Source organism: Alteromonas sp. ABH4_457, assembly GCF_056160625.1.
The window spans coordinates 39,078-61,990 of record NZ_JBSWXN010000010.1 but is presented as its reverse complement, the minus strand read 5'-3'; the positions used below and the strand labels follow the sequence as shown (position 1 = coordinate 61,990).

Sequence of the window (22,913 nt, the reverse complement as noted above, 5' to 3'; positions counted from 1 at the left end):
AAAGATAAACTTTATTAATTATGACGTTGCAAACTGAATGCAACCTGAACAATGGCCTGAAAAACGAAACTAATCGGGGTGAGCAGACCAGATTCAAGAATAAGGAGGTCAGGCGTAAATGTCTACACCGAGGAGCTGACGGATAGAATCCCGCTGCGCTTCCCGTTCAAGGCTCTGGTAGGCAGCAGTGGCCTGCTGACCTTTGCCTTCCGGCTGGTCGTAACCGGTTTGCTGCTGAAATTTCTTTGCAGAGTTCAGTACATCATCAGACTGGCTGCTGCGCACCGGTTCAGGTACAACGATACCTTCAACACTTTGAACAGGTTCTTTCTGTCTGGCATCCACTTTCTCAGGCTGCTCCCGGCGGGGCGCCTGATCAGGTCTGATAATACTGAAGCCGGACTGAATTTCCACGCTGTATGAGTTCCTGTTTTTGTGATTGACGGTTAGCTGATACTGGGTTTAAGTAAGCTGTAAAAAACGCTGAGTGGCGTTTACTGAGTATTTAAGCTTATTTTAGCCCGAATACAATGTCACGCAAAAAACGCACCACTATTCCCTGCCGGGAAGCTTTTTCCACGTCACTTTATCCCGCAGATAAACAGGTTCAATGTTATCCACACTGGTAGCCATGCCTCCGGCAAACATCCCTTCGCCGGGTTTCAGCATGTGCAATGCGTCGGGATAGAGTACTTTCGGTGGCTCATCACCAAACTGCTTAAGTTCATCATAGGCCATCCAGCCGGTACCGGCACGGGCAAAATCTCCGGAGAGCAGCGTTGCAGCGTGTTCAGGCGGGCATACCTGTTCTTCACCGTTTAACTCCGCCTGACCGTTTACATTTGTAAATTGTGCAAAGTACACTTCACCCATGCGCGCATCAATGGCGCAGGCGATACGGCCGGCACCCTGCGTATCAATTACCTGCTGTGCCATCGCGGTAAGGGTGCTGACACCTGCGACTTCCAGGCCCGTGCCCAGAGCCAGTCCCTGAATCATGCCGGTGGCAATGCGAACGCCGGTGAAACTGCCGGGCCCGCGACCGTAAACCAGCCCGCCGGTCTCTTTTAAGCTCACACCGGCTTCTTTCATTACCTCATCAACCATAGGTAACAATCGCTGACTATGTTGCTGCGGACAAATTTCGAAACGGTGAAAAATACCGTTTTCGGTTTTCACCGCAACAGAGCAGGCTTCAGTAGCGGTATCAATGGCAAGTAAAATCATAAAACTCCGGGCTATTTAATCGCTTGCAGAAACGATTCAACTTTGTCCAGCGAACGTGTTCTCTGCATATCAGGTAAACTTGATACAAATGTTTGTGCATAGGGTTTGGTCACCAGACGGTTATCACAAATAACCAGTACGCCTTTGTCGGTGGGATCACGGATAAGCCGTCCCGCCCCCTGCTTTAACGTGATGACTGCCTGCGGGATCTGAATTGCAGCGAAAGGATTCGCTCCCCGCTTTTTCACATCTTCCATGCGCGCCTGTAACAGCGGATCATCCGGTGAAGCAAATGGCAGTTTATCAATCATCACGCATATAAGGTCATTACCGCGAACATCAACCCCTTCCCAGAACGCACCGGTCCCGAGCAACACCGCACTTTCATCTGCCAGATAAGCATCCAGCAGTGCCTGCTTTGTCGTCGTTCCCTGCACCAGCAGCTTGTTAGGTACCTCAAACTCCAGCCTTTTGGCGATTTCACGGAGCATGGCGTGGCTGGTGAAAAGCAAGAAACAGCGGCCTTTACTGGCCTTAATCAGACGTTTTGCCGTTTCGAACAACGTATCTTTCATGGCAAAGCTGTTCGGCTCCGGCAGGAACCTCGGCACACAGAGCATTGCCTGGTCTTTGTAGTTAAACGGACTTTCCAGTTCCAGAGTTTTGGCATCGTCCAGTCCCATCCGTTTCTGGAAATGGGTAAAGCCGCCATCGACAGTCAGGGTTGCAGACGTGAAAACCCATCCCCTTGGCACGGCATTGATAAACCGGCGGAACTTAGCAGCTATGGATAACGGCGTGAGATGCAGGATAAGGTGTCTTTGCGTGGTTTCATACCACAAGCTCACACCCTGCTGTTCAGCATCACATAACGCGTCAAGCTGTTCCCGTGTCTGCACTACCCGCTCGTAAATATTATCCAGATCTTTGTCTCTGCCAAGGTGCAGTTTGATCACTTCATGAAGCACACCGATGCCGTCTTTTAATCTGGCGACCTGAGTTTGTATGTCATCTCTGTCCAGCGCTTCGGCCCAGTTGCCTCTTTCAGGATTTTCCGGAAACAGCAGGCGCAAATCGGCTGATGCAATCCGGCATTTTTCTGCGGCTTTATCCAACTGTTCTGCGTCTTTGAGCACTGTGCGGTAGAGCACGTTAATATCTTTTGCCAGTTCCTGTAACTGACGGCTGGACAAAGATTCACCAAAGTAATCGCTGGCGATATCGGGGATTTGGTGAGCCTCATCGAATATGATGGCATCCGCTTCAGGGATGAGTTCACCGAAGCCTGTGTCCTTAAGCGCCATGTCAGCAAAAAAAAGGTGATGATTGACCACAATGATATCGGCCTCCAACGCTTTGCGGCGGGCTTTTACCAGATAACATTCTTCATATTCGGGACAATCACGTCCCAGGCAGTTGTCTACTGTTGAGGTGATCAACGGCAGTACTTTGGCATCTTCCGGCAACGTTTTCAGTTCGCCGGTATCACCGGTTTTGGTGGTCTCGGCCCAGCTTCTCACCGTTGATAGCTGACCAAGTACTTCTTTTTCCACCAGCGTGGAATTACCACCATGCTGACCCATGCGGTGCAGACACAAATAATTCGAACGGCCCTTTAATAGCGCTGTTTTTCTGCGGGAGCCCAGCGCTTTTTTAACCACCGGCAAATCACGGTGGTAAAGCTGCTCCTGCAGATTTTTCGTTCCGGTAGAAATGATTGCTTTACCTTCAGCCAGCAATGCCGGACCGAGATAAGCGAAAGTTTTGCCTGTTCCTGTGCCGGCTTCAACAATCAGCGAATGCTGATTGTCCAGCGCTGACTTCACAGCCAGCGCCATGTCCGTCTGGGCGGCGCGGGGAGAAAACCCCGGAATGGCCTTAGCCAGCAATCCGTCAGCAGTAAACAGGGAAGATACAGAAGGCATAAACAAACACTAAAAATTCAAAGCGCGTAGTATGCCAGAATTATCAGCTAAATGGGGCAGGAATTCACTGACCGGCCGGCCAGTTTAATTCATGTTCATATCGCCTCGTAAACACGATAGGCCCAGGGGGCCAAAATAGGCGGCTGTGCAGCATCAAGCACGATGTCCTGACGGTTCAGCACGTCACGGTACTGACCGTTATACAGACCGGCATCAAAGGTGGGAGAAACGGTATCAGGGGATAAGTTAAGCAACACCAGAATTTTCTCCTTTCCCTGCATGCGCACGTAACTGAAAACCCGCTTCAGATCATTGCTGTTCACCTGCAACATGGTTGCACCGGCTTTTCCGTTCCACAATGCCTTCACGCGCTTTTTCAAACTAATCAGTTCACGGTAAAGATCGCCGATGGCATGGTCCTGCCAGTCGATGGGATCCCGTTCAAAAAAGGCCAGACGTTTGTTTTCACCCGCTTCCTGACCATTGTGAATAAGCGGCATACCTTCGCCGGTGACAGACAACACAATAGCAGCCTCCAGAGCCTGTCCGAATTGTTCATGCTGCGTGCCATCCCAGGCATTTTTGTCATGATTGCTGACGAATGTCATCCGGTAGGCTGACTCCGGCCAGCTGCGCTCGTTCCAGGAATAGTATTTTCTCAACCTGTCCAGCGGTGCCCTGCCCTGAGCAATATCGTGCATAGCCTCGTTCCAGCTCCAGGCATAGGTCATATTGAATGCCTGTTCGTGAAGGTCGCGGTTCTCCCATTCAGCCAGCATGAAAACCGGTTTAATAGCATCCAGCGCGGCTCTGGCCTGAGCCCAGAAATCATTGGGTACGTAACCGGCAACATCGCAGCGAAAACCGTCAATATCAAACCGTTCTACCCAGTAACACATTGCCTCAGTCATGTAACGGCGCAACGCCGGCACACTGTAATCAAACTCAATAATATCGTCCCAGTCCCACCACGGTGACGGTCTGAAATTACCCTGATAATCTTTTGCATACCAGTCAGGATGGGACACGGTGAGGGGATTATCCCAGGCACTGTGATTAGGGATCCAGTCGAGAATCACCTTCATATCAAGCCGGTGAATTTCACTGACAAGTGCGGCGAAACTGTTCTCGTCTCCGAACTCGGGATTAATGGCAAAGTAATCTTTTACAGAATAGGGACTGCCCAGTGACCCCTTGCGGTTTTTGATACCGATGGGCTGTACCGGCATGAGATAAATGATGTCTGCGCCCAGCGCTTTGATATGCTCAAGACCTTTAATTACGCCCTGAAAATTTCCTTCAGCACTGAACTGGCGGGTATTGACCTGATAGATGACCGCGTTTTCAGACCACGCAGGTTGCGCAACCTGATAGCGGTTTTGCGGTAAAAAATCTGCAGCCATAATGTTCTCCGGGCGTTAAAAATCAATCTCATAGCATTGATACGTCATTCCCGATGAAAAGTTTTCCGTTCAGAATACCGGCAATCCGCTGATCCCCAGCAGTAATACCCATAAACCGAAAAACAATTTTAATTTCTGTACGGAAAATGCCAGCACAACATATTTCGCCAGTCTGCCGCCAATGATTGCACCTGCTCCGGCAAACAATACCACCGGCCAGACAATGGCTAAGGATTCAGTGACATGGTAAATCACCCCGCCCCATACTGAAAACGCAGTCAGCATCACAGCGACAGCAATTGCCATGGTAACGTGAAAGCCTCTCAGAATAAGAAATACAGCAACAAGCTCACCGACGCCGACAGACAACCATGCGGTTACAGCTCCGCCAACAAACGCCACCACGGGCAACAGCGCAGTTTCAGCCATGGAGAGGCTACTTCTGAACCGGGTTTTCTTTAATAACGGGATACTGGCAAAAATGACCAGAGCCAGAAAAATAGAGAAAATACCGAAGCCCAGGTGCAAATCATTCACGTTACCCTGAATGAAAGACAACAACGGAATGCTGCCGGCAGCAAACTGTGCCATCAGAATACCGCACACCGAAGCCGGCACTGTAAGTGCCACCACCTGCGGTAACATTTGCCAGTGTTCGTTGTGCTTTTCTTTGTTTCGAAAAAACGCCCACCAGCTCAATGCACCGGCCGTCATACCGCAGCACTGAATGGCAAAACTGGTTGCCACAATGTTCTGAGGGGAAAAATCCAGATGGTGGAACACCGGCACAAAAACAACGCCGCCACCGGCCCCGGTTGCGTTCGCAAACACAGCACCGATAACACCGAGTAACGCAAAAGCACCATTTTCTGCCACGATACCAGCCGGATCCGGTTGCATAAACAACACAATAAACCAGAGGATGATCAGCGCAGAGGGAACGGAAAACTGACGGATGATACTTAACACAGACAGACTACTTATCCAGAAATTACACCGCGATGGCTTTCGCAGGTGAAAACAAACATTTGAGAATTGTACTTTTACAGCTTTAACAGTAAATTGCATAGCACATTATAAGAGGAATCGTAGCAAAGGACTCAGTATTATGCGAACAGCCTACACCGGATTAAAAAAGGGTTTTATAGCCGCAGTGGCTTTATGGGGTATGGCTACGCCGCTCACTGCTTTCTCAGCATCAGTCTGGGAGGTGAGCAAGAACGGGAATACCGTCTATCTCGGTGGCACTCTGCATATCCTCAGCCCGCAGGACTACCCGTTGCCGGCAGAATATGACATCGCCTACAAAGCATCCGGTAAAGTCATATTCGAAACCGATCTGGGTGCGCTGGATACGCCGGATTTCACACGTAAAACACTGCAACTGATGACTTATCAGGGCGGACGTACAATCAGAGATGACTTATCTGAAGAGACTTTCAGTATGCTGTCTGACTGGCTTTCTGAAAGAGGTATTCCGGTAGCTCAGGTCAGTAAGATGAAAGCATCATTTCTTGGCATTTCGCTGTCTATGCTGGAAATGCAGCGGGCAGGTTTAACCAGTCAGGGCGTCGATAAATACTTCTTCGCCCGCGCGACGGAAGACCAGAAGTCTGTAGGCTGGTTTGAAACGCCTGAGCAGCAATTAATGATGCTGGCCGGACTGAGTGAAGGTGACGAAGATGCCTACATCCGCTACACCCTGGAAGAGTTAGAAACCATGAATGACTCACTGGAACCGATGAAGGAAAACTGGCTGACCGGTGACATGCAGGCTCTGTATAACGACAGCATGGAAAGCTTCAAAACAGACTATCCTGAGGTGTACGATGAAATGCTGACGAACAGAAATAAAGCGTGGCTCCCGCACATTGAAGAGTACCTGACCACGCCGGAAACAGAGTTTGTACTGGTTGGCACCATGCATATGGCCGGTGCCGAAGGCGTTATCGCTATGCTTGAAAGTGAAGGTTATTCCGTCATTAAAGTTAATAAATAAGTATTACCCGCCGATATATGTAAGCGTAAAGACGATTTCAGACAAAATAATCATTACTGTTCTGAAATTTTAAACTACGCTTAAATCAACGAAAAATGCCAGTTAACCAGAGCGACCTGTCATCCGGTCGCTTCTGCTGCCTGCGCTGTCCGGAAAGCTTAAGCGTCTGATTGTTTTAACGGAGTTTGCATGTCCATAAAGCGAAGATTTCTCATCGCCATTTCCATTGTGATAGCGGTATTTACTGTCATTGTAGGCATAGTAACTTCCGTATCCATCAAGTCTGATATTGACCATCAGATCCAGACACAAATAGATCAGACATCTAAGCGCTTGCTGGATATTTTTGCAGTCACCGATTCACTGATGAGTGAACGGGTAAAAAGCAGTATGGCGTTATTAAAGCAACGGGGCGCAGCATTGGGAACACCCTCACAGGCTGGTGATGTGATGGTGAAAGAAACGCTTTCCACGCAGCTTTTACTGGGCGGAAAACCACAGGCGAATGATTTTACCCTGGTTGACGGGCTAACCAGCATTATGGGCGGCACGGCAACATTATTCAGTCGCCGGGGTGATGACTACATCCGCGTCAGTACAAATGTGATTAAAGACGGTCAGCGCGCAATTGGAACCAAACTCGCCCCTCAGGGCAAAGCCATGGCGAAAATCAAAAATGGTGAAGCCTATTACGGTGAAGTTGATATTCTCGGCAATCCTTATCTGACCGGTTATGAACCCATGTTCAATAGCGCCAGTCAGGTTGTCGGCATCTGGTATGTGGGATACTCCGCTGATTTAAAACTGCTGGAAGAAGCCATTGCCCGCAGTCATATACTGGAAAAAGGATTCGTTGCCCTGCGTGATGCAAAAGGCAATGTCCGTATGCATTCTTCTCATGTGAACGAAAGTGACGTCAAAGCCGCCCTCTCCGGAGACGACAAATGGAATCTGACCGTTGTGCCATTCAGCCGATGGGGCTACGACATCTTGCTGGCGGAATCGAACAGTGAGAAAACGTCCATGCTCAGCACAGCGCTTTTCGTTTTGCTGATTAAAGTACTGGTGGCGAGTGGCATTGTTCTTATCAGTCTGGTTATCCTGGTGAAACGTTATGTGGGTCAGCCTCTGGATGAGTTTAATCAGGTTGTCAACAGTTTGTCCGGCGGTGAAGGCGATCTGACTTTCCGCTTCGAAAACAAAAAGAATGATGAATTTGGCCGCATGGCACAGGCCTTCAATAAATTACTGGCACAACTGCAGTCCACGTTACAAAACGTCGACAGTGCCACTCAGGCTATGCAGTCCAAATCACAGGTGCTGAACAGAACAGCCTCCAGCGCACAGAAAACCGTGAAATCCTTATCTGACGAAACCAGTGCGATCACCAGTGCCATCACTGAGCTGCAACAAAGCGCGGAAGCGGTCTCAGTAAATATTCATCATGCCAGCGATGCTGCAAATGCGGCCGACGCTGACACCCGTAACAGCGTTAATGTACTGAAAGCGACTATCAAAGACATAGAGAAGCAGGCCCGGGAAGTGGATGCCTCTGTACAGGTAATTACCGATCTGGCCCGCTCCAGTGAGGAAATCAGTGGTGTCATGGATGTTATCCGCAATATTGCCGAACAAACCAATTTGCTGGCTCTGAATGCTGCCATTGAGGCCGCCCGTGCCGGAGAACAGGGCCGGGGCTTTGCGGTGGTCGCAGATGAAGTTCGCTCACTGGCAAGCCGTACCCAAAGCTCTACTGAAGAAATCCGCGTCATGATTGAACGCCTGCAACAAGGCAGCCGCGATGCGTCTGAGCGCATGCAGTCGAATAAAGACAATGCATTTGCAACCGTGGAAGTGACACAAAAAGCCGGAGAGACGTTGCAAAAAGCACTGTCCGCCGTCGCAACCATTACTTCCCTGAATCAGGAAACCGCATCAATGGCCACACAGCAGGCCGCAGTATCGCAGGATGTATCCAAACGACTCAACAGCATTCAGCAGGTTGGTAGTGAAAATGAGCAACATGCCCGCGAGGTATCTGATAACTGTGAAGCGCTGGTTGAGCAGATTGAACAAATGCGGGAGCAACTGAGACGCTACCGCTTTTGATGATCAGGTTTGGCGCAATTTGCGGACGAGTGTCTGTAAATTGCGCCATCGCCCCCTTTCCTTTCCGGCTACACCCTTCCCGAATCACACATAACACATTGAATAAAAAGACTTTATAAAACTAAGCACGCTAATTGCTTTGTTCTGTCAGATCTGAAGTTGCTTATTGCCTCGTCTGCATTCAGACAGGTTCTTACAGGAGTAATAGCATGATAAATCTGATTAGAATGATAAAAACCAAACGTATTGTGTTCGCTGCCGGTGTACTGATGCTGGTATCAGGCTGCGCTTCCATGGGCAGTGGCACCGTTGCTGAAAAGCGGGACGCCATACTAACCATGCAGGATGTGGCGCTGGCGAAACTCTACAAAGAAAAACCCGATGTAAAAGCGCAAATAGAAACAGCGCCCGGCTATGCCGTTTTCAGCAATGCGAATGTGAATATTATCTTTGTTTCAGCCGGCACCGGTTACGGTGTAGTTAACAACAACACAACCGGCCATCAGACATACATGAATATGGCCGAGGGCGGCGTGGGACTGGGGATCGGAGCAAAAGATTACCGCATTGTGCTGGTGTTTCATTCTCAAAAAGCCATTAACTACTTTATTGAGAACGGCTGGACCGCAGGGGGTAACGCAGATGCCACTGCAAAGGCTGGTCAAAAAGGTATGTCGGTTGAAGGTGAAGGGTATTTAGGTGATATTACCGTTTACACAATGACGGAATCCGGTCTTGCTCTGCAGGCTTCGGTAAAAGGCACCAAATTCTGGCCAGACAAACAACTCAACTAAATGAAACAGCGTTGCGCGATTTAACCGTGCAGCTTTTAAAGGATGATCCGTTGCGGTATGCAGCTCTGCAAGCCGTAGCGGCCTTATCGTTACCGGACTGCTGGATTGGCGCCGGATTCATCAGAAACCTCATCTGGGATCACACTCACCGGCGCAGCATTCCCACTCCCCTTAATGACGTGGATGTGGTGTACTTCGATAGTAACAACATTTCTGTTGAAGCCGAAACTGTGCACACAGGCCGGTTGAACACCGTCATGCCGGCGCTGAACTGGGAAGTCCGTAACCAGGCACGTATGCATGATAAACATGAACGTCCGCCATTCAGCAGTACCCCGGATGCGGTTTCACACTGGATTGAAATTGAAACTACTGTCGCAGCCAGACTTCACAACGGAAATATCGAAGTATTCAGTGCTTATGGATTAAATCACAACTACAACAATACCATCACCCGCAATCCGCTGGCAGCAAAGGCAACCTTTGATTCACGGGTAAAAAATAAATCGTGGTTGGCTGAGTGGCCGGAGCTGAAAGTGCAACACGGGCAGATTCAGCGGTAACGTCTTTTCGCGCCCTTGCCCTTCCTTTCTTTCTTATCCCGGTGAAAACTTCACAAAACTGTCATTGACTCTCACCTCAAAACATGTGAAATTCCACATATGTACTATTTCACATGTATTAGCTTATGAATGCGCTGCAACTGTTTAAATGTCTGGCCGACGACACACGGCTGAAATCCGTTGTGCTTATCCATACGTTTGGTGAAGCCTGCGTGTGCGAGCTGATGGAAACCCTGAAATTGGATCAACCCAAGACATCCCGTCACCTGGCATCACTACGTAAATGCAACATTTTGCTGGATGAACGCCGTGGCAAATGGGTGTACTACCGCCTTCATCCCGAACTGCCGGCATGGGCAAAATCTGTGATTGCCAGCGCCAGTGAAAGTAACAGCGAAGACTTCGAGGCGTTATTGGCGACTTTTAAGCAATGCCAGCTTAACGGCAAGGATTGTTGTAATTAAATTTTTAACAGGAATACACTTATGAAAATTCTGTTTATCTGCACCCACAACCGGTGCCGGAGTATCCTTAGCGAAGCCATCACCAACCAGATTGGCCGCGGCATCATTGAAGCTCGCAGCGCCGGCAGCCAGCCGGTGGGTGAAGTACACCCGCTGTCTGTGAAATATCTGGAAGAATCCGGCTACAGTACAGCAGGCTTGCAAAGCCAGTCATGGGACGAATTCGAAGACTTCAGCGCTGATGTTGTCATTACGGTATGTGACTCAGCAGCGGGTGAGACCTGCCCGGTCTGGTTCGGTAACAGTGTAAAAGTTCACTGGGGCCTGTCAGATCCATCGAAAGAAAGTGGCACCACTGAAGAGATCCGCGCAGCCTTTTTAAGCTGCATCCGCATTATTGAAGAAAGAGCAAAACAGTTGCTGACCATTGCTGAAAAAGCAGGTGATACTGAAGCTCTGCGCAAGGCTCTCACAGATTTAGGAGTGCAACACTGATGTCAAAAGAGTCCGGGACATCCCCAGCTTCTGATTTGCCCAATATCGATACTTCACACTGGCAAACACCGGTTTTTGATGCCTGTTTGCCGGGCGCCTCTGAACATAAGCCGCGAATATTACTTCTATACGGTTCCCTGCGTGATCGTTCGTTCAGCCGCCTTGCTGTAGAAGAAGCCGCCCGTTTGCTTACCGCCATGGGGGCGGAAACACGTATTTTTAATCCGGAAGGTTTACCGCAAGCCGACACCGGTGATGAACATCATCCGAAAGTGAAAGAACTTCGTGAATTAATGATGTGGTCAGAAGGTCAGGTGTGGTGCTCGCCGGAGCGTCACGGTGGCATGACCAGCATTTTCAAAAGTCAGATAGACTGGGTGCCGTTAAATATCGGCGGTGTCCGCCCTACTCAGGGTAAAACGCTGGCGCTGATGCAGGTCTGCGGTGGTTCGCAGTCATTTAATACGGTCAATCAGATGCGAATTCTGGGTCGCTGGATGCGTATGGTTACCATACCTAATCAGTCGTCGGTACCCAAAGCCTTCCTCGAATTTGAAGAAGACGGCCGCATGAAACCTTCCCCGTTCTACAACCGCATCGTGGATGTGATGGAAGAGTTAATGAAATTCACCCTGCTGCTTCGTGGCAATAAAGACTTTTTTGTCGATCGCTATTCTGAGCGGGTGGAAAGTGCAGAGGCACTGAGCAAACGCGTTAATCAAAAATCGATTTAGGATATTGAACCATGGGATTATTTGAACGCTTCCTCTCGGTCTGGGTTGCACTTGCGATTGTTACAGGCTTGCTTGCAGGCAGTTTGTTTCCGGACTTGTTTGCTACTGTAGCAGGGCTTGAATATGCACATGTTAATCTGGTTATCGCCGTACTTATCTGGCTGATGATTTACCCGATGATGGTACAGGTAGATTTCACCTCAGTTAAAGATGTAGGAAAGAAACCCAAAGGCCTGGTTCTGACCCTTATCATCAACTGGTTGTTTAAGCCTTTTTCTATGGCTTTTCTGGGCTGGCTGTTCTTTAAAGGCATCTTTGCAGACTGGGTCGACCCGCAAACAGCGGGCGAATACATAGCCGGTATGATCTTACTGGGTGTGGCCCCCTGCACCGCCATGGTGTTTGTATGGAGTCAGCTCACAAAGGGTGATGCCAACTATACCCTCGTGCAGGTGTCCGTGAACGATATCATCATGATTTTCGCCTTTGCGCCGTTAGCGGCATTTCTGCTGGGCGTTACCGATATTACTGTTCCCTGGAACACGTTGCTGTTATCTGTCGTGCTGTACGTTGTGATCCCTCTTGTGGCCGGTGTGATTACACGGAAAGTACTGGACAGTAAGGACAACCACCAGCGCCTGACACAATTTCTTGCCACCATGAAGCCCTGGTCAATTATCGGGTTGCTGGCTACCGTTGTACTGCTATTCGGCTTTCAGTCTGAAACTATCATTGCAGATCCGCAGGCCATTGTATTAATTGCCATACCGCTGCTTATTCAGACCTACGGCATTTTCTTTCTGGCTTACTGGCTGGCTAAGCGCATGGGATTGCCCCACGATGTTGCCGCCCCGGCATGCATGATAGGCACGTCAAACTTTTTTGAACTGGCTGTTGCCGTGGCAATTTCTTTGTTTGGTCTCCACTCGGGAGCCGCACTGGCTACTGTAGTCGGCGTGCTGGTAGAGGTGCCTGTGATGCTGTCGTTGGTAGGTTTTGCAAACAGAACGCGGCACTGGTTTAACTAACTAATACGTGGCGCTACCCGCTATTGTGAATAATAAAAAGGCCCGCTCTTTACAGAGCGGGCCTTTCGTTTTTAATTCAGAGCGTTAACGTTCGGAGCGTTTACGTTCATAGCGCTTCCGGGGCACCACTCATTTGCTGCCGGACAGGAGCTTACTCTATTTCCAGCATCACCACTTTACCCATTGTCTCCAGTTTGTCCTTGTAAAGTGCAGCGTCACCCACAATCAGATAAATGACATTATCAGTAGTGAACAAACCGGACTGCGCCCTGACGTCTTCCAGGGTGAGCTTGTCATACTCCTGCTGTAATAACATAGGATAGTTGAGCGGCTTACCCTCTTTCAGACTGGACTCAATTTCTGACAGCACGCTACCGTTTGTTTCAAATAAGCCCGGTAACTTACGGATTTCAGTCGTAACGGTTTCGGTCAGCTCCGTTTCCGTTGCCGGATTATCACCATTGTATTCTTTCATCTCGCGGTCTATTTCGTTGACCGATTCGACGGTTTTGTCACTCTGTACCGGCGCGTACACAAACCACGGACGCTGGCCCAATGTTGTCATCGCAAGGCTGCGTGCACCGTAAGCCCAGCCTTTATCTTCCCGCAAATTCATATTCAGGCGGGCGGTAAATTTACCGCCTACTATGGCATTAGCCGTTTCGATAGCCAGCGTGTTTTTATCTGATACAGGCGGGATGAGTTTACCGGCCAGTATAAGCGACTGGGGAGAATCAGGACGGTTGGCCAGGTAGAATGTACGGCCTTTCACTTGGGGTACATCAGCAATGCGCTTTTCTCCGGATTGGCCACTCACAGTCCAGTCACCCAGACTGTCATTCAACATGGACTTGAGTGCTGATTTTTCGATGTCACCCACTACAATGATTTTCGCATTGTCCGGGCGTATCCAGGTGCTATGAAAGTCCTTGAGTATTTTGGTGGAAATTTCACTGACCGACTCATTGGTACCGGAACCTGTCAGCGGCATACCGTATGGATGATCTTTTCCATACAGCAAGGGCGGCAATTCCCGGAACGCCAGTTGTACCGGCTGAGATTTTTCCTGAGCAATATCCGACAGCCAGATCGGCTTCAGTTTTTCCAGATCGCTTTCCCGCATGGCCGGATTTTTTACCACGCTGCTGAAAAGTGACAATGCAGGTTTTAAGTTCGCGGTAAGAGATTGTAAATGTGCATAAGAGCTGTCCAGCGAGCCGCCAAAATAGCTGGCAGCGCCCAGCATGTCCATTTTCGTTTTGTAAGCTTCACCATTAATTTTACCGGAGCCTTCTTCCAGCATGCGCATGGTCATTGATGATGAACCCAATGGATAGCCATACGCGTCGGCGGCATAACCACTGTCGAACACAATACGCAGAGAAACATCAGGCACGGCATCACGCTTAACAAAATAGACCGGTAACCCGTTATCCAGGGTAAATTCCTCTGCCTCAGGAAACGACAGCACGGGCATGTCTGTCACCTCCGGTAATGCAGATCGGTCAGCGCCTTCTGTACTTGCTGCATAATTCGGAAACGGGCGGACAATCAACTGATGATAAGGAAGATCGAGCCATTTTTTAGCGACAGTATTGAGCTGCTTTGGTGTTGCCTCTGAATAGCGCTTCAGGCTTTTCATATAGTGGTCTGAATCACCGGCATATAACTCGCCTTCGGCCAGAACATTAGCCTTTCCGCCAAAGCCACCAATCTTCTCCATACCGCGTATAGTGCGGGAAAGCGTGCGCATCCGCGCACCTTCCAGTTCCTGCTTACTTACCGGTTTGGCAAGCAGAGCGGCAATTTCTTCATCAATAATCGCAGACACTTTATCTTCATCAGCATTTGCACCGAGCGTCACTTCGAGGGTGAAGATACTTGCCAGCGTATGCTCTTCTAAATACGCATCAATACCGGTTGCCAGCTTTTCTTTTTCCACCAGGCGCTGATACAGGCGTGAGGTTTTGCCTTCTCCCATCACTTTGGCCAGCAAATTCAGTGCTTCAGTATCATCATCTACCCTTCCGGCTACTGGCCAGACCCGGTAGATGCGTTCAGCCGCCACTTTGTCGAACAATTCCTCATAGCTGTTGGAGTCTTTAACCGGCACATAGGATTTCAGACGTTTTAAAGGCGGTCCGGGAGGAATATCACCAAAGTAATGCTCCACTTTCTGCTTTGCCACTTCGGGCGTAATGTCACCGGCGAGGACAATGACAGTATTGGCAGCACCGTAGTACTGCTCAAACCAGGCTTTTACATCATCCAGACTGGCCGCATTCAAATCTTCCATGGAGCCGATGGTACTCCAGCGATACGGGTGTCCTTCAGGAAAAATCCCCTCCAGCAAACTGTATTCAGCTTTACGGTAAGGCGTGTTGTCGCCCTGACGTTTTTCGTTCTGTACCACGCCACGCTGGTTATCCAGCTTTTCCTGTGTGATGGCACCAAGCAGATGCCCCATGCGATCAGATTCCATCCACAACGCAAGGTCGACGGCGGTAGACGGAACATTCTGGAAGTAGTTGGTGCGGTCAAACCAGGTGGTACCGTTCATATCGGTGGCGCCCACCTGGTCAAAGGGCTTGAAGTATTCGCCGTCGTAGTTTTCCGAGCCGTTAAACATAAGGTGTTCAAACAGGTGAGCGAAACCGGTTTTACCGGGTTTCTCATCTTTAGACCCCACGTTGTACCAAACAGAGACCGCGACAATGGGCGCTTTGTGATCTTCGTGGACCAGTAACGTCAGGCCATTGTCCAGTTGATAACGGGTATGAGGGATAGCCAGATCGTCAACGTTTAAAGACGCAGCATTCAGGCAGGTATGCGTAATTGCCATCGCAATCAGCAGCAGTGATTTCTTCATAATATCTGTCCGTAGTATTTATTGTTAGTTGTCCTGTATCACCGGTGCAAGCCCTACAGGTTAATTTTCATACTAGCGGATATTTACCGGAACACCAGACAAAATTGGATCAGATATAGATATCTAAATGCTTTATTTTACTGTCTTTATTGTCTGGAGAGGGCTCCTGACTGCTGTCTGCCTCGTGTCCGGAACTGACCGGCTGACTTTCTTTAGCATTTTCAGCTTGTTGACCTCCTTTATTATCCTGATGATGCCCGCTGTCACGTTGTTGCTTTTCAGCCACACGACGCTCCTCGTCGTGCTCATAACGCTCATCTTCACCAAGGCCTTTGGTTTCCGCTTCCTTACTGACTTTCTTTACGCGGTCATCCGGTTTAACCGGCACCTTGCCCTCTCTCGGCAGAATAGGAAAAATAAGGTCGTTGCTCACCCTCACCTCCACGTAAATAAAAACACGCGATTATTCGCATTTTTGATGACATTTATTTCACAGTCGCAGGTTTTAACCCGTTTCGAACAGTAAGATATAACTTATGACCAAACATTTAGTATAATAATTCCCTTATTATGGCTTTTGGGGGTTGATTTAGATCACTCAATTAGCTACTGTTTGCCGCGTCAAAAAGATTGGAAACGAATTTTACATGTTTAATTGCGCTGCTAACCATCACCACCATCATAAAGCATAACCTTTCAGGTTCGTGCTGGAAGGTCTATTGTTCCTTCCAGTGGCGCAGATAAAAAATTCTCGACCCCCGGAAGGAAACTTCCGGGGGTTTTTCGTTTAAGCAGCTTCAAATCAGGTTCACACAAAGAGGAATGTTCACATGGGTGACAGCAAACGTCTGCGTATTGCAGTTCAGAAATCAGGCCGTCTCAGCGATGACAGCATCGCGCTGCTAAAAGCGATTGGTATTAAATTATACATCCGTGACCGCCTTCTCATCGCCCATTCCACTAATGAGCCTATCGATTTACTGCGCGTACGTGACGACGATATTCCGGGTCTGGTCATGGACGGCATTGTCGACCTGGGTTTTATCGGCGAAAACGAATTAGAAGAGAAAATGCTGGAACGTCAGGCGGCCGGCAAAGCGTATGATTTTGAAGTACTGCGTCGTCTGGATTACGGTGGTTGCCGTTTGTCTATTGCGGTACCGCAGGAAATGAAATACGAAGGTATTCAGTCACTGGAAGGTAAAAAAGTAGCAACGACCTACCCTTACCTGCTTGAGCGTTATTTCAAAGAAAATAATATCAATGCCCGCGCTGTGATGCTGACCGGCTCAGTAGAAGTTGCTCCCCGCGCCGGTGTGGCCGATGCGATTTGTGACCTGGTTTCAACCGGTGCCACACTGGAAGCTAACGGTCTTGTGGAAGAAGACGTTATTTTCCGTTCAAAAGCAGTACTGATCCAACGTGCTGACGGTGCGCTTTCAGAACAGAAACAAGCTCTGGTAAATCGTCTTGTGCCCCGTATCGATGGCGTCATTCAGGCCAAAGAAAGTAAATACATTATGCTGCACGCGCCGAAAGCCTACCTGGAGCAGGTAAAAAGTTTACTGCCCGGTGCTGAGAACCCTACCGTACTGCCTCTTGCCGGTTCTGATGATGCGGTAGCGGTACACGTGGTCAGCCCTGAAGACTTATTCTGGGAAACCATGGAAAAGCTTAAATCCTTAGGTTGTCGTTCTATTCTGGTTATGCCAATTGAAAAAATGATGGGTTAATCTGCCATGATCAACTGGTCCTCACTTACACCTGCCGGGCAGACAGAAGCCCTCGCCCGGCCGGTTATGAAAAACTCAGACAGTCTGCGGGTGACCGTTGCAGACATACTCGCTGCGATACGCCAACAGGGCGATGCAGCGGTGCTGGAATACACCCGTAAATTCGACTGTACTTCACTGAACAGCCTGCCCCTTTCTGTTGCAAAGCGGGACGAACTGGCAGCACGGGTATCTGCTGACGTTAAAGACGCCCTGCTGGTTGCGTTCAACAACGTGAAACAATTCCACGAAGCGCAGAAACCTCAGGATATCACCCTGACGACTACGCCGGGCGTAGTATGCGAGCAACGTTTTACCGCGCTGGATGCTGTCGGTCTTTATATACCCGGCGGCAGTGCGCCGCTACCGTCGACCGTGATGATGCTGGGCGTACCGGCGCTGGTTGCCGGATGCGAACGCAAAGTGCTGTGCACACCACCCAACCAGGCCGGTGAAATCGCCCCGGAAATCGCTCTTGCGGCTTCACTGTGTGGCATTGAAGAAATTTATCTGTGTGGCGGAGCCCAAGCCATAGCCGCCATGGCGTTCGGTACCGAAAGTATTGCTAAAGTGGACAAGATCTTTGGCCCCGGCAACAGCTTTGTGACAGAAGCCAAACAGCAAGTCAGTCAGCGCGCCGACGGTGCCGCTATCGATATGCCGGCCGGCCCTTCAGAAGTGCTGGTGCTGGCAGATGGCAATGCTAACGCGGCGTTTGTGGCCTCGGATTTATTGTCGCAGGCAGAACACGGTCCGGATTCCCAGGCCATTCTGGTTTCAGACAGTGAAGCGCTTATTGAAGCCACTAAAGCGCAGGTAGAAGCTCAACTGGCGAAACTGTCGCGCAACAGCATTGCTTCTCAGGCCATGGAAAATGCCCGTTATATTCTGACTGGCTCGGTAGCCGAAGCGGTGCAGGTAAGCAACGCGTACGCGCCGGAGCACTTAATTGTGCAAACTGACAACGCCCGCGAATTGCTCATCGACATTAAATACGCCGGTTCTATTTTTGTTGGCCAGTGGTCACCGGAATCTGCAGGCGATTACGCTTCGGGTACCAACCACGTGCTGCCAACCTACGGCTATGCACGTAACTATTCCAGTTTAGGTCTGCTTGATTTTATGCGTCGTTTCACCGTGCAGGAACTGTCTGCCGACGGCATGCGTAATCTTGGACCAGCCATTATGAAGCTTGCCAGTGCTGAAGGGCTCGATGCCCACGAGCAGGCCGTTGCACTGCGTATGGCAGAGCTTGAAAAGGGGAATGACCAATGAGCAGTCTGGTCGACCAACTGATTAATGATAACCTGATCCCGCTGAAACCGTATGAGTCGGCGCGCCGTCTTTACGCCGGTGGTCAGGACTGGCTTAATGCCAACGAATCACCATTTGCTAACCACTACGACGTGGACAGCAGCCACTTTAACCGTTATCCGTCCTGTCAGCCCGACGGCGTGATTAACGGTTACGCAGCTTACGCTGGTGTTGCGAAAAGCCATTTGATGGTGACCCGTGGTGCTGACGAAGGCATAGAACTGCTCATCCGCACCTTCTGTACGCCGGGTAAAGACAGTATTCTGATCTGTCCGCCAACCTATGGCATGTACGCCATCAGTGCAGAGACCTGCGATATTGGCGTGAAAAAAGTGCCACTGAAAGCCGACTTCAATCTGGATGTGGAAGGCATTTGCAGCAATGACGACGTCAATGTGGTGTTTATCTGTGCGCCGAATAATCCTACCGGTACACAAGTCGCCAAACAGGATTTAGACACCGTACTTCGCCACTTCACCGATAAAGCGCTGGTGGTTGTAGATGAAGCCTATATCGAGTTTGACGCAGAGAACACTTGGGCGAACAAGCTGGCAGATTACCCGAATCTGGTTATTCTGCGAACCCTGTCCAAAGCCTTTGCGCTGGCGGGTCTGCGCTGCGGTTTCACCATTGCCAATGACGCTGTGATTGCTGCGCTGATGAAAGTAATTGCACCCTATCCTATTCCGGATCCGGTGGCGCAGATTGCTGCAGAGGCGTTAAGTGAAGAAAACATTGGCCGCCTGCAAGCGCAGGTGGACATTCTCAACGCAGAGAAAGCCCGTCTCACAGAAGCACTGAATGCGTTTGAAGAATTCGAAATGGTGGGCGACACCAAAGCCAACTATGTGCTGTTCCGTTACGCGCGCTGCAAAGCACTGATGGTATACCTGGTTGAGCGCGGCATGCTTATTCGCGACCAGTCCAAACAGCTGAACCTGGAAAACTGCCTGCGTGTAACCATCGGCAGCCCGGAGCAGGACGACCGCCTGCTACAGCTGATTAATGATTATTTTTCCCAGACAGGAGCTTCCAAGTGAGTCAGCAAGCTATTTTATTTATCGATCGAGACGGTACGCTGGTTGAAGAGCCGCCCGTAGATAAGCAATTAGACAGCCTGGAAAAGCTGGTATTTGAGCCAAACGTTATTCCTGTTTTACTAAAATTAAAAGCTGCCGGTTTCTCACTGGTGATGGTGTCGAATCAGGACGGTTTAGGCACTGACAGCTTCCCGCAGGAAGATTTCGACAAGCCGCACAATGCGATGATGGCGATTTTCGAATCTCAGGGCGTCACGTTTGATGATGTGCTGATTTGTCCGCACTTCGACCACGAAAATTGTGCTTGCCGCAAGCCTAACCTCGGGCTGGTTAAAGACTACCTGCAACAGGGCCGCATCGATTTCACACGCTCCTTCGTGATTGGCGATCGCATCACTGATGTGCAGTTGGCCGAAAACATGGGCATCAAATCGTTCCAGTACAATCCGGAAACCAACAACTGGAAAGACATTGAGAAAGCCCTGCTGGCGTCTTCCCGAATTGCCGAGGTAGTGCGTAAAACCTCAGAAACCGATATCCGTGTGCGGGTTGATTTAGACTCGACGGCAAAATCACAAATCCACACCGGGATGGGCTTCTTCGACCACATGCTGGATCAGATTGCCACCCATGGCGGTTTTGAAATGCAGGTGTCGGTGGACGGCGATCTGCACATCGACGACCACCACAGCGTAGAAGACACGGCACTGGCCCTGGGCGACGCGCTGAAAAAGGCGTTGGGCGATAAGCGCGGCATTGGTCGCTTTGGTTTCGCACTGCCTATGGATGAATGTCGTGCCGAGTGCATCATGGACATTTCTAACCGCCCTTACCTGAAAATGGATGCCGAGTTCAGCCGCGATCAGGTTGGCGAAATGGCCACCGAAATGGTACCGCACTTTTTCTATTCACTGGCGCAGAGCATGGGCCTGTCCCTGCACCTGTCCACCAGCGAAGGAAACGCGCACCATCAGGTAGAAAGCCTGTTTAAAGTGTTTGGTCGTGCATTACGTCAGGCCATTACCCGTCAGGGCGATGCCTTGCCGAGCAGTAAAGGAGCCCTGTAATGGCGCAGAAGATTGTCATTGTAAACACCGGCTGTGCGAATATCTCGTCGGTAAAGTTTGCCCTTGAGCGCCTGGGCGTTACTGTCGATGTGTCTGATGATTTCGACATTATCAAAGCCGCCGACAAAGTGTTTCTGCCCGGCGTGGGCAGTGCCTATGCCGCCATGCGCAGCATTAGCGGCAAGAACCTTACCGACACCATTCGTTCACTGGAACAACCGGTGCTCGGCGTGTGTCTGGGTATGCAGCTAATGGTGGGAACTTCGGATGAAACCAGCAGTGGGCAGATTGACTGTTTAGGCCTGATGCCAGGTCATGTTGCCCGCCTGCAAGCGGGTGATTTACGCCTGCCTCACATGGGCTGGAACACGGTAACGCCGCTTGAGGGCAACACGCTGTTCAAAGGCATTCCGGCAGATACCTATTTCTATTTTGTGCACAGCTTTGCGGTGCCGGTTTACGATAAAACCCTGGCCACCTGTGAATACGGCCAAACGTTCTCTGCCGCCCTGCACAGCAACAACTTCTTCGGCGTGCAGTTTCACCCCGAGCGTAGCGGCGAAGCCGGCGCACAACTTCTGACTAATTTTGTGGAAATGTAATGATTATTCCAGCAATTGATTTAATCGACGGCGCCGTGGTGCGTCTATTCCAGGGCGACTACAACCAGAAAACCCAATACCAGAAAGATCCGGTAGACGTGGTACATGACTATGCCGATCAGGGTGCGCAGTGGCTACACATCGTTGACCTTACCGGAGCCAAAGACACCAGCAAGCGACAGCTTACGCTTATCCGCAAAATGGTCGATACCCAACGCATGAAGTTTCAGGCTGGCGGCGGTATTCGCAGCGAAGAAGACGTGGCCCAACTGTTAGATTCTGGTGTAAGCCGTGTAGTCATCGGTTCTCTGGCAGTAAAGCAGCCTGAACTGGTGAAAGGCTGGATGCAGAAATACGGCGCAGAGAAAATTGTGCTGGCGCTGGATGTAAACATCAACGACGCCGGTGAACGAATGATTGCCACCCACGGCTGGCAGGAAGACTCCGGCGTGGCGCTGGAAGGCTTATTGAAAGATTTTCAGGAAGTGGGCGTGAAACACGTGCTGTGCACTGATATCAGCCGTGACGGCACCCTGCAAGGCAGCAATGTAGATTTATACACCGACGTATGTGCCCAATTCCCGCAAGTGAGCTGGCAAGCTTCCGGCGGCATTGGCGGCCTGGATGACATTCGTGCCCTGCGTCCTGCCAATGTAGGCGGCGTGATTTTAGGCCGCGCCCTGCTGGAAGGTAAATTTACCGTTGAGGAGGCTATTGCATGTTGGCAAAACGGATAATTCCCTGTCTCGACGTACGCGACGGTAAGGTTGTTAAAGGCGTTCAGTTCCGCAACCACGAAATCATTGGCGACATTGTGCCACTGGCAGAACAGTATGCCAAAGCCGGTGCCGACGAACTGGTGTTTTATGATATTACCGCGTCGTCTGATCAACGGGTTGTCGATAAAAGCTGGGTGAGCCGTATTGCTCAGGTCATCGACATTCCGTTCTGCGTTGCCGGTGGTATTAAATCGGTGGAAGACGCAGGACGCATTTTAGAAATGGGCGCGGATAAAATTTCCATTAACTCCCCTGCGCTTTCTAATCCGGACCTCATTAACGAGCTGCATGACATTTATGGTCAGCAGTGCGTGGTCATTGGTATCGACAGTTTCTACAACGAGGCGAATGGTCGTTACGATGTGTACAAGTTTACCGGTGACGAAAGCCGCACTCAGCAAACTCAGTGGCACACCATCGACTGGATTAAAGAAATACAGTCACGCGGTGCGGGTGAAATCGTACTGAACTGCATGAATCAGGACGGCGTGCGTAAGGGCTACGACATCGAACAGCTGAAAGCCGTGCGTGAAGTATGCAAGGTACCACTCATCGCCTCTGGCGGTGCCGGTGCCATTGAACACTTTACTGACGTATTTAAGCAGGCAGACGTCGACGGCGCACTGGCAGCGTCAGTCTTCCACAAAGGCATCATTGATATGCACGAACTGAAAGATACATTGGCTTCTCAGGCTATTCCCATGTGTATCCGTCACGGCCGTTAAGGAA

General features: G+C 50.1%; 22 protein-coding genes and 1 other annotated feature. Of the genes, 15 read left to right on the top strand and 7 right to left on the bottom strand.

What is annotated here, in order from left to right; translation table 11 throughout:
• Positions 1 to 108: 108 nt before the first annotated feature.
• The 5 genes from ACXAGR_RS22935 to ACXAGR_RS22915 form a co-directional block, all read right to left on the bottom strand.
• Complete coding sequence (locus tag ACXAGR_RS22935) at positions 109 to 414, bottom strand: hypothetical protein (RefSeq protein ID WP_303575407.1); 306 nt, start codon at positions 412 to 414, stop codon at positions 109 to 111.
• 138 nt (positions 415 to 552) lie between these two features.
• Positions 553 to 1,227: a tRNA (adenosine(37)-N6)-threonylcarbamoyltransferase complex dimerization subunit type 1 TsaB gene (tsaB, locus tag ACXAGR_RS22930; protein ID WP_474852748.1), complete on the bottom strand. Its 675-nt coding sequence runs from the start codon at positions 1,225 to 1,227 to the stop codon at positions 553 to 555.
• Positions 1,228 to 1,238: 11 nt separating this feature from the next.
• Positions 1,239 to 3,152, bottom strand: coding sequence for a DNA repair helicase YoaA (locus ACXAGR_RS22925; protein WP_303575410.1), 1,914 nt, complete (start codon positions 3,150 to 3,152; stop codon positions 1,239 to 1,241).
• Between the two features lie 95 nt (positions 3,153 to 3,247).
• Positions 3,248 to 4,555, bottom strand: coding sequence for an alpha-amylase family glycosyl hydrolase (locus ACXAGR_RS22920; RefSeq protein WP_474852746.1), 1,308 nt, complete (start codon positions 4,553 to 4,555; stop codon positions 3,248 to 3,250).
• A 69-nt stretch (positions 4,556 to 4,624) separates the two neighbouring features.
• Positions 4,625 to 5,524 carry a sulfite exporter TauE/SafE family protein gene (locus tag ACXAGR_RS22915; RefSeq protein ID WP_474846508.1) on the bottom strand — a complete coding sequence of 300 codons (900 nt, stop codon included), beginning with the start codon at positions 5,522 to 5,524 and terminating at the stop codon, positions 4,625 to 4,627.
• Between the two features lie 139 nt (positions 5,525 to 5,663).
• On the opposite strand from ACXAGR_RS22915, the gene ACXAGR_RS22910 reads away from it, so the two are divergent.
• The 8 genes from ACXAGR_RS22910 to arsB all read left to right on the top strand — a co-directional run bounded on the left by ACXAGR_RS22910 (position 5,664) and on the right by arsB (position 12,741).
• Positions 5,664 to 6,554: a TraB/GumN family protein gene (locus tag ACXAGR_RS22910; protein ID WP_474852744.1), complete on the top strand. Its 891-nt coding sequence runs from the start codon at positions 5,664 to 5,666 to the stop codon at positions 6,552 to 6,554.
• A 189-nt stretch (positions 6,555 to 6,743) separates the two neighbouring features.
• Positions 6,744 to 8,663, top strand: a complete 1,920-nt coding sequence (locus ACXAGR_RS22905; protein ID WP_474846512.1) for a methyl-accepting chemotaxis protein — start codon at positions 6,744 to 6,746, stop codon at positions 8,661 to 8,663.
• 227 nt (positions 8,664 to 8,890) lie between these two features.
• The gene (locus tag ACXAGR_RS22900; protein ID WP_303575479.1) at positions 8,891 to 9,457 is read left to right on the top strand and encodes a lipid-binding SYLF domain-containing protein; all 567 of its coding nucleotides are present in this window, start codon (positions 8,891 to 8,893) and stop codon (positions 9,455 to 9,457) included.
• 50 nt (positions 9,458 to 9,507) lie between these two features.
• Positions 9,508 to 10,020 carry a nucleotidyltransferase family protein gene (locus ACXAGR_RS22895; RefSeq protein ID WP_474852742.1) on the top strand — a complete coding sequence of 171 codons (513 nt, stop codon included), beginning with the start codon at positions 9,508 to 9,510 and terminating at the stop codon, positions 10,018 to 10,020.
• Between the two features lie 125 nt (positions 10,021 to 10,145).
• The gene (locus ACXAGR_RS22890) at positions 10,146 to 10,484 is read left to right on the top strand and encodes a metalloregulator ArsR/SmtB family transcription factor (protein WP_474846516.1); all 339 of its coding nucleotides are present in this window, start codon (positions 10,146 to 10,148) and stop codon (positions 10,482 to 10,484) included.
• Between the two features lie 21 nt (positions 10,485 to 10,505).
• The gene (locus tag ACXAGR_RS22885; protein WP_474846518.1) at positions 10,506 to 10,979 is read left to right on the top strand and encodes an arsenate reductase ArsC; all 474 of its coding nucleotides are present in this window, start codon (positions 10,506 to 10,508) and stop codon (positions 10,977 to 10,979) included.
• Complete coding sequence (gene arsH / locus ACXAGR_RS22880) at positions 10,979 to 11,713, top strand: arsenical resistance protein ArsH (protein WP_474852740.1); 735 nt, start codon at positions 10,979 to 10,981, stop codon at positions 11,711 to 11,713. The genes ACXAGR_RS22885 and arsH overlap by 1 nt, the downstream gene beginning before the upstream one ends.
• Positions 11,714 to 11,724: 11 nt before the next feature.
• On the top strand, positions 11,725 to 12,741 hold the full coding sequence (gene arsB / locus ACXAGR_RS22875) for an ACR3 family arsenite efflux transporter (protein WP_474852738.1): 1,017 nt from the start codon (positions 11,725 to 11,727) through the stop codon (positions 12,739 to 12,741).
• Positions 12,742 to 12,892: 151 nt separating this feature from the next.
• On the opposite strand, the gene ACXAGR_RS22870 is transcribed toward arsB, so the two are convergent.
• Both ACXAGR_RS22870 and ACXAGR_RS22865 read right to left on the bottom strand, forming a co-directional pair.
• The gene (locus ACXAGR_RS22870; RefSeq protein WP_474852736.1) at positions 12,893 to 15,610 is read right to left on the bottom strand and encodes a M16 family metallopeptidase; all 2,718 of its coding nucleotides are present in this window, start codon (positions 15,608 to 15,610) and stop codon (positions 12,893 to 12,895) included.
• A 109-nt stretch (positions 15,611 to 15,719) separates the two neighbouring features.
• Positions 15,720 to 16,043 carry a hypothetical protein gene (locus ACXAGR_RS22865; protein ID WP_474852734.1) on the bottom strand — a complete coding sequence of 108 codons (324 nt, stop codon included), beginning with the start codon at positions 16,041 to 16,043 and terminating at the stop codon, positions 15,720 to 15,722.
• Positions 16,044 to 16,277: 234 nt separating this feature from the next.
• Positions 16,278 to 16,394, top strand: a sequence feature (His leader region).
• Positions 16,395 to 16,440: 46 nt separating this feature from the next.
• Between ACXAGR_RS22865 and hisG the strand changes: the two genes are divergently transcribed.
• From hisG to hisF, 7 genes are read left to right on the top strand one after another with little or no spacing between them, the layout of a single operon-like run.
• On the top strand, positions 16,441 to 17,343 hold the full coding sequence (gene hisG, locus ACXAGR_RS22860; RefSeq protein ID WP_474852732.1) for an ATP phosphoribosyltransferase: 903 nt from the start codon (positions 16,441 to 16,443) through the stop codon (positions 17,341 to 17,343).
• 6 nt (positions 17,344 to 17,349) lie between these two features.
• Positions 17,350 to 18,657: a histidinol dehydrogenase gene (hisD, locus tag ACXAGR_RS22855; protein ID WP_474846529.1), complete on the top strand. Its 1,308-nt coding sequence runs from the start codon at positions 17,350 to 17,352 to the stop codon at positions 18,655 to 18,657.
• The gene (gene hisC, locus ACXAGR_RS22850) at positions 18,654 to 19,736 is read left to right on the top strand and encodes a histidinol-phosphate transaminase (RefSeq protein ID WP_474846531.1); all 1,083 of its coding nucleotides are present in this window, start codon (positions 18,654 to 18,656) and stop codon (positions 19,734 to 19,736) included. Before hisD ends, hisC begins: the two co-directional genes overlap by 4 nt.
• A complete protein-coding gene (gene hisB, locus ACXAGR_RS22845) occupies positions 19,733 to 20,803 on the top strand; it encodes a bifunctional histidinol-phosphatase/imidazoleglycerol-phosphate dehydratase HisB (protein ID WP_474852730.1) in 1,071 nt (356 codons plus the stop codon). The genes hisC and hisB overlap by 4 nt, the downstream gene beginning before the upstream one ends.
• A complete protein-coding gene (gene hisH / locus ACXAGR_RS22840; protein ID WP_474852728.1) occupies positions 20,803 to 21,405 on the top strand; it encodes an imidazole glycerol phosphate synthase subunit HisH in 603 nt (200 codons plus the stop codon). The genes hisB and hisH overlap by 1 nt, the downstream gene beginning before the upstream one ends.
• Entirely contained in the window at positions 21,405 to 22,142 is a 738-nt protein-coding gene (hisA, locus tag ACXAGR_RS22835; RefSeq protein ID WP_474846537.1) for a 1-(5-phosphoribosyl)-5-[(5-phosphoribosylamino)methylideneamino]imidazole-4-carboxamide isomerase, read from the top strand. The genes hisH and hisA overlap by 1 nt, the downstream gene beginning before the upstream one ends.
• Positions 22,124 to 22,909: an imidazole glycerol phosphate synthase subunit HisF gene (hisF, locus tag ACXAGR_RS22830; RefSeq protein WP_474852726.1), complete on the top strand. Its 786-nt coding sequence runs from the start codon at positions 22,124 to 22,126 to the stop codon at positions 22,907 to 22,909. Before hisA ends, hisF begins: the two co-directional genes overlap by 19 nt.
• The last annotated feature ends 4 nt before the right edge of the window (positions 22,910 to 22,913 follow it).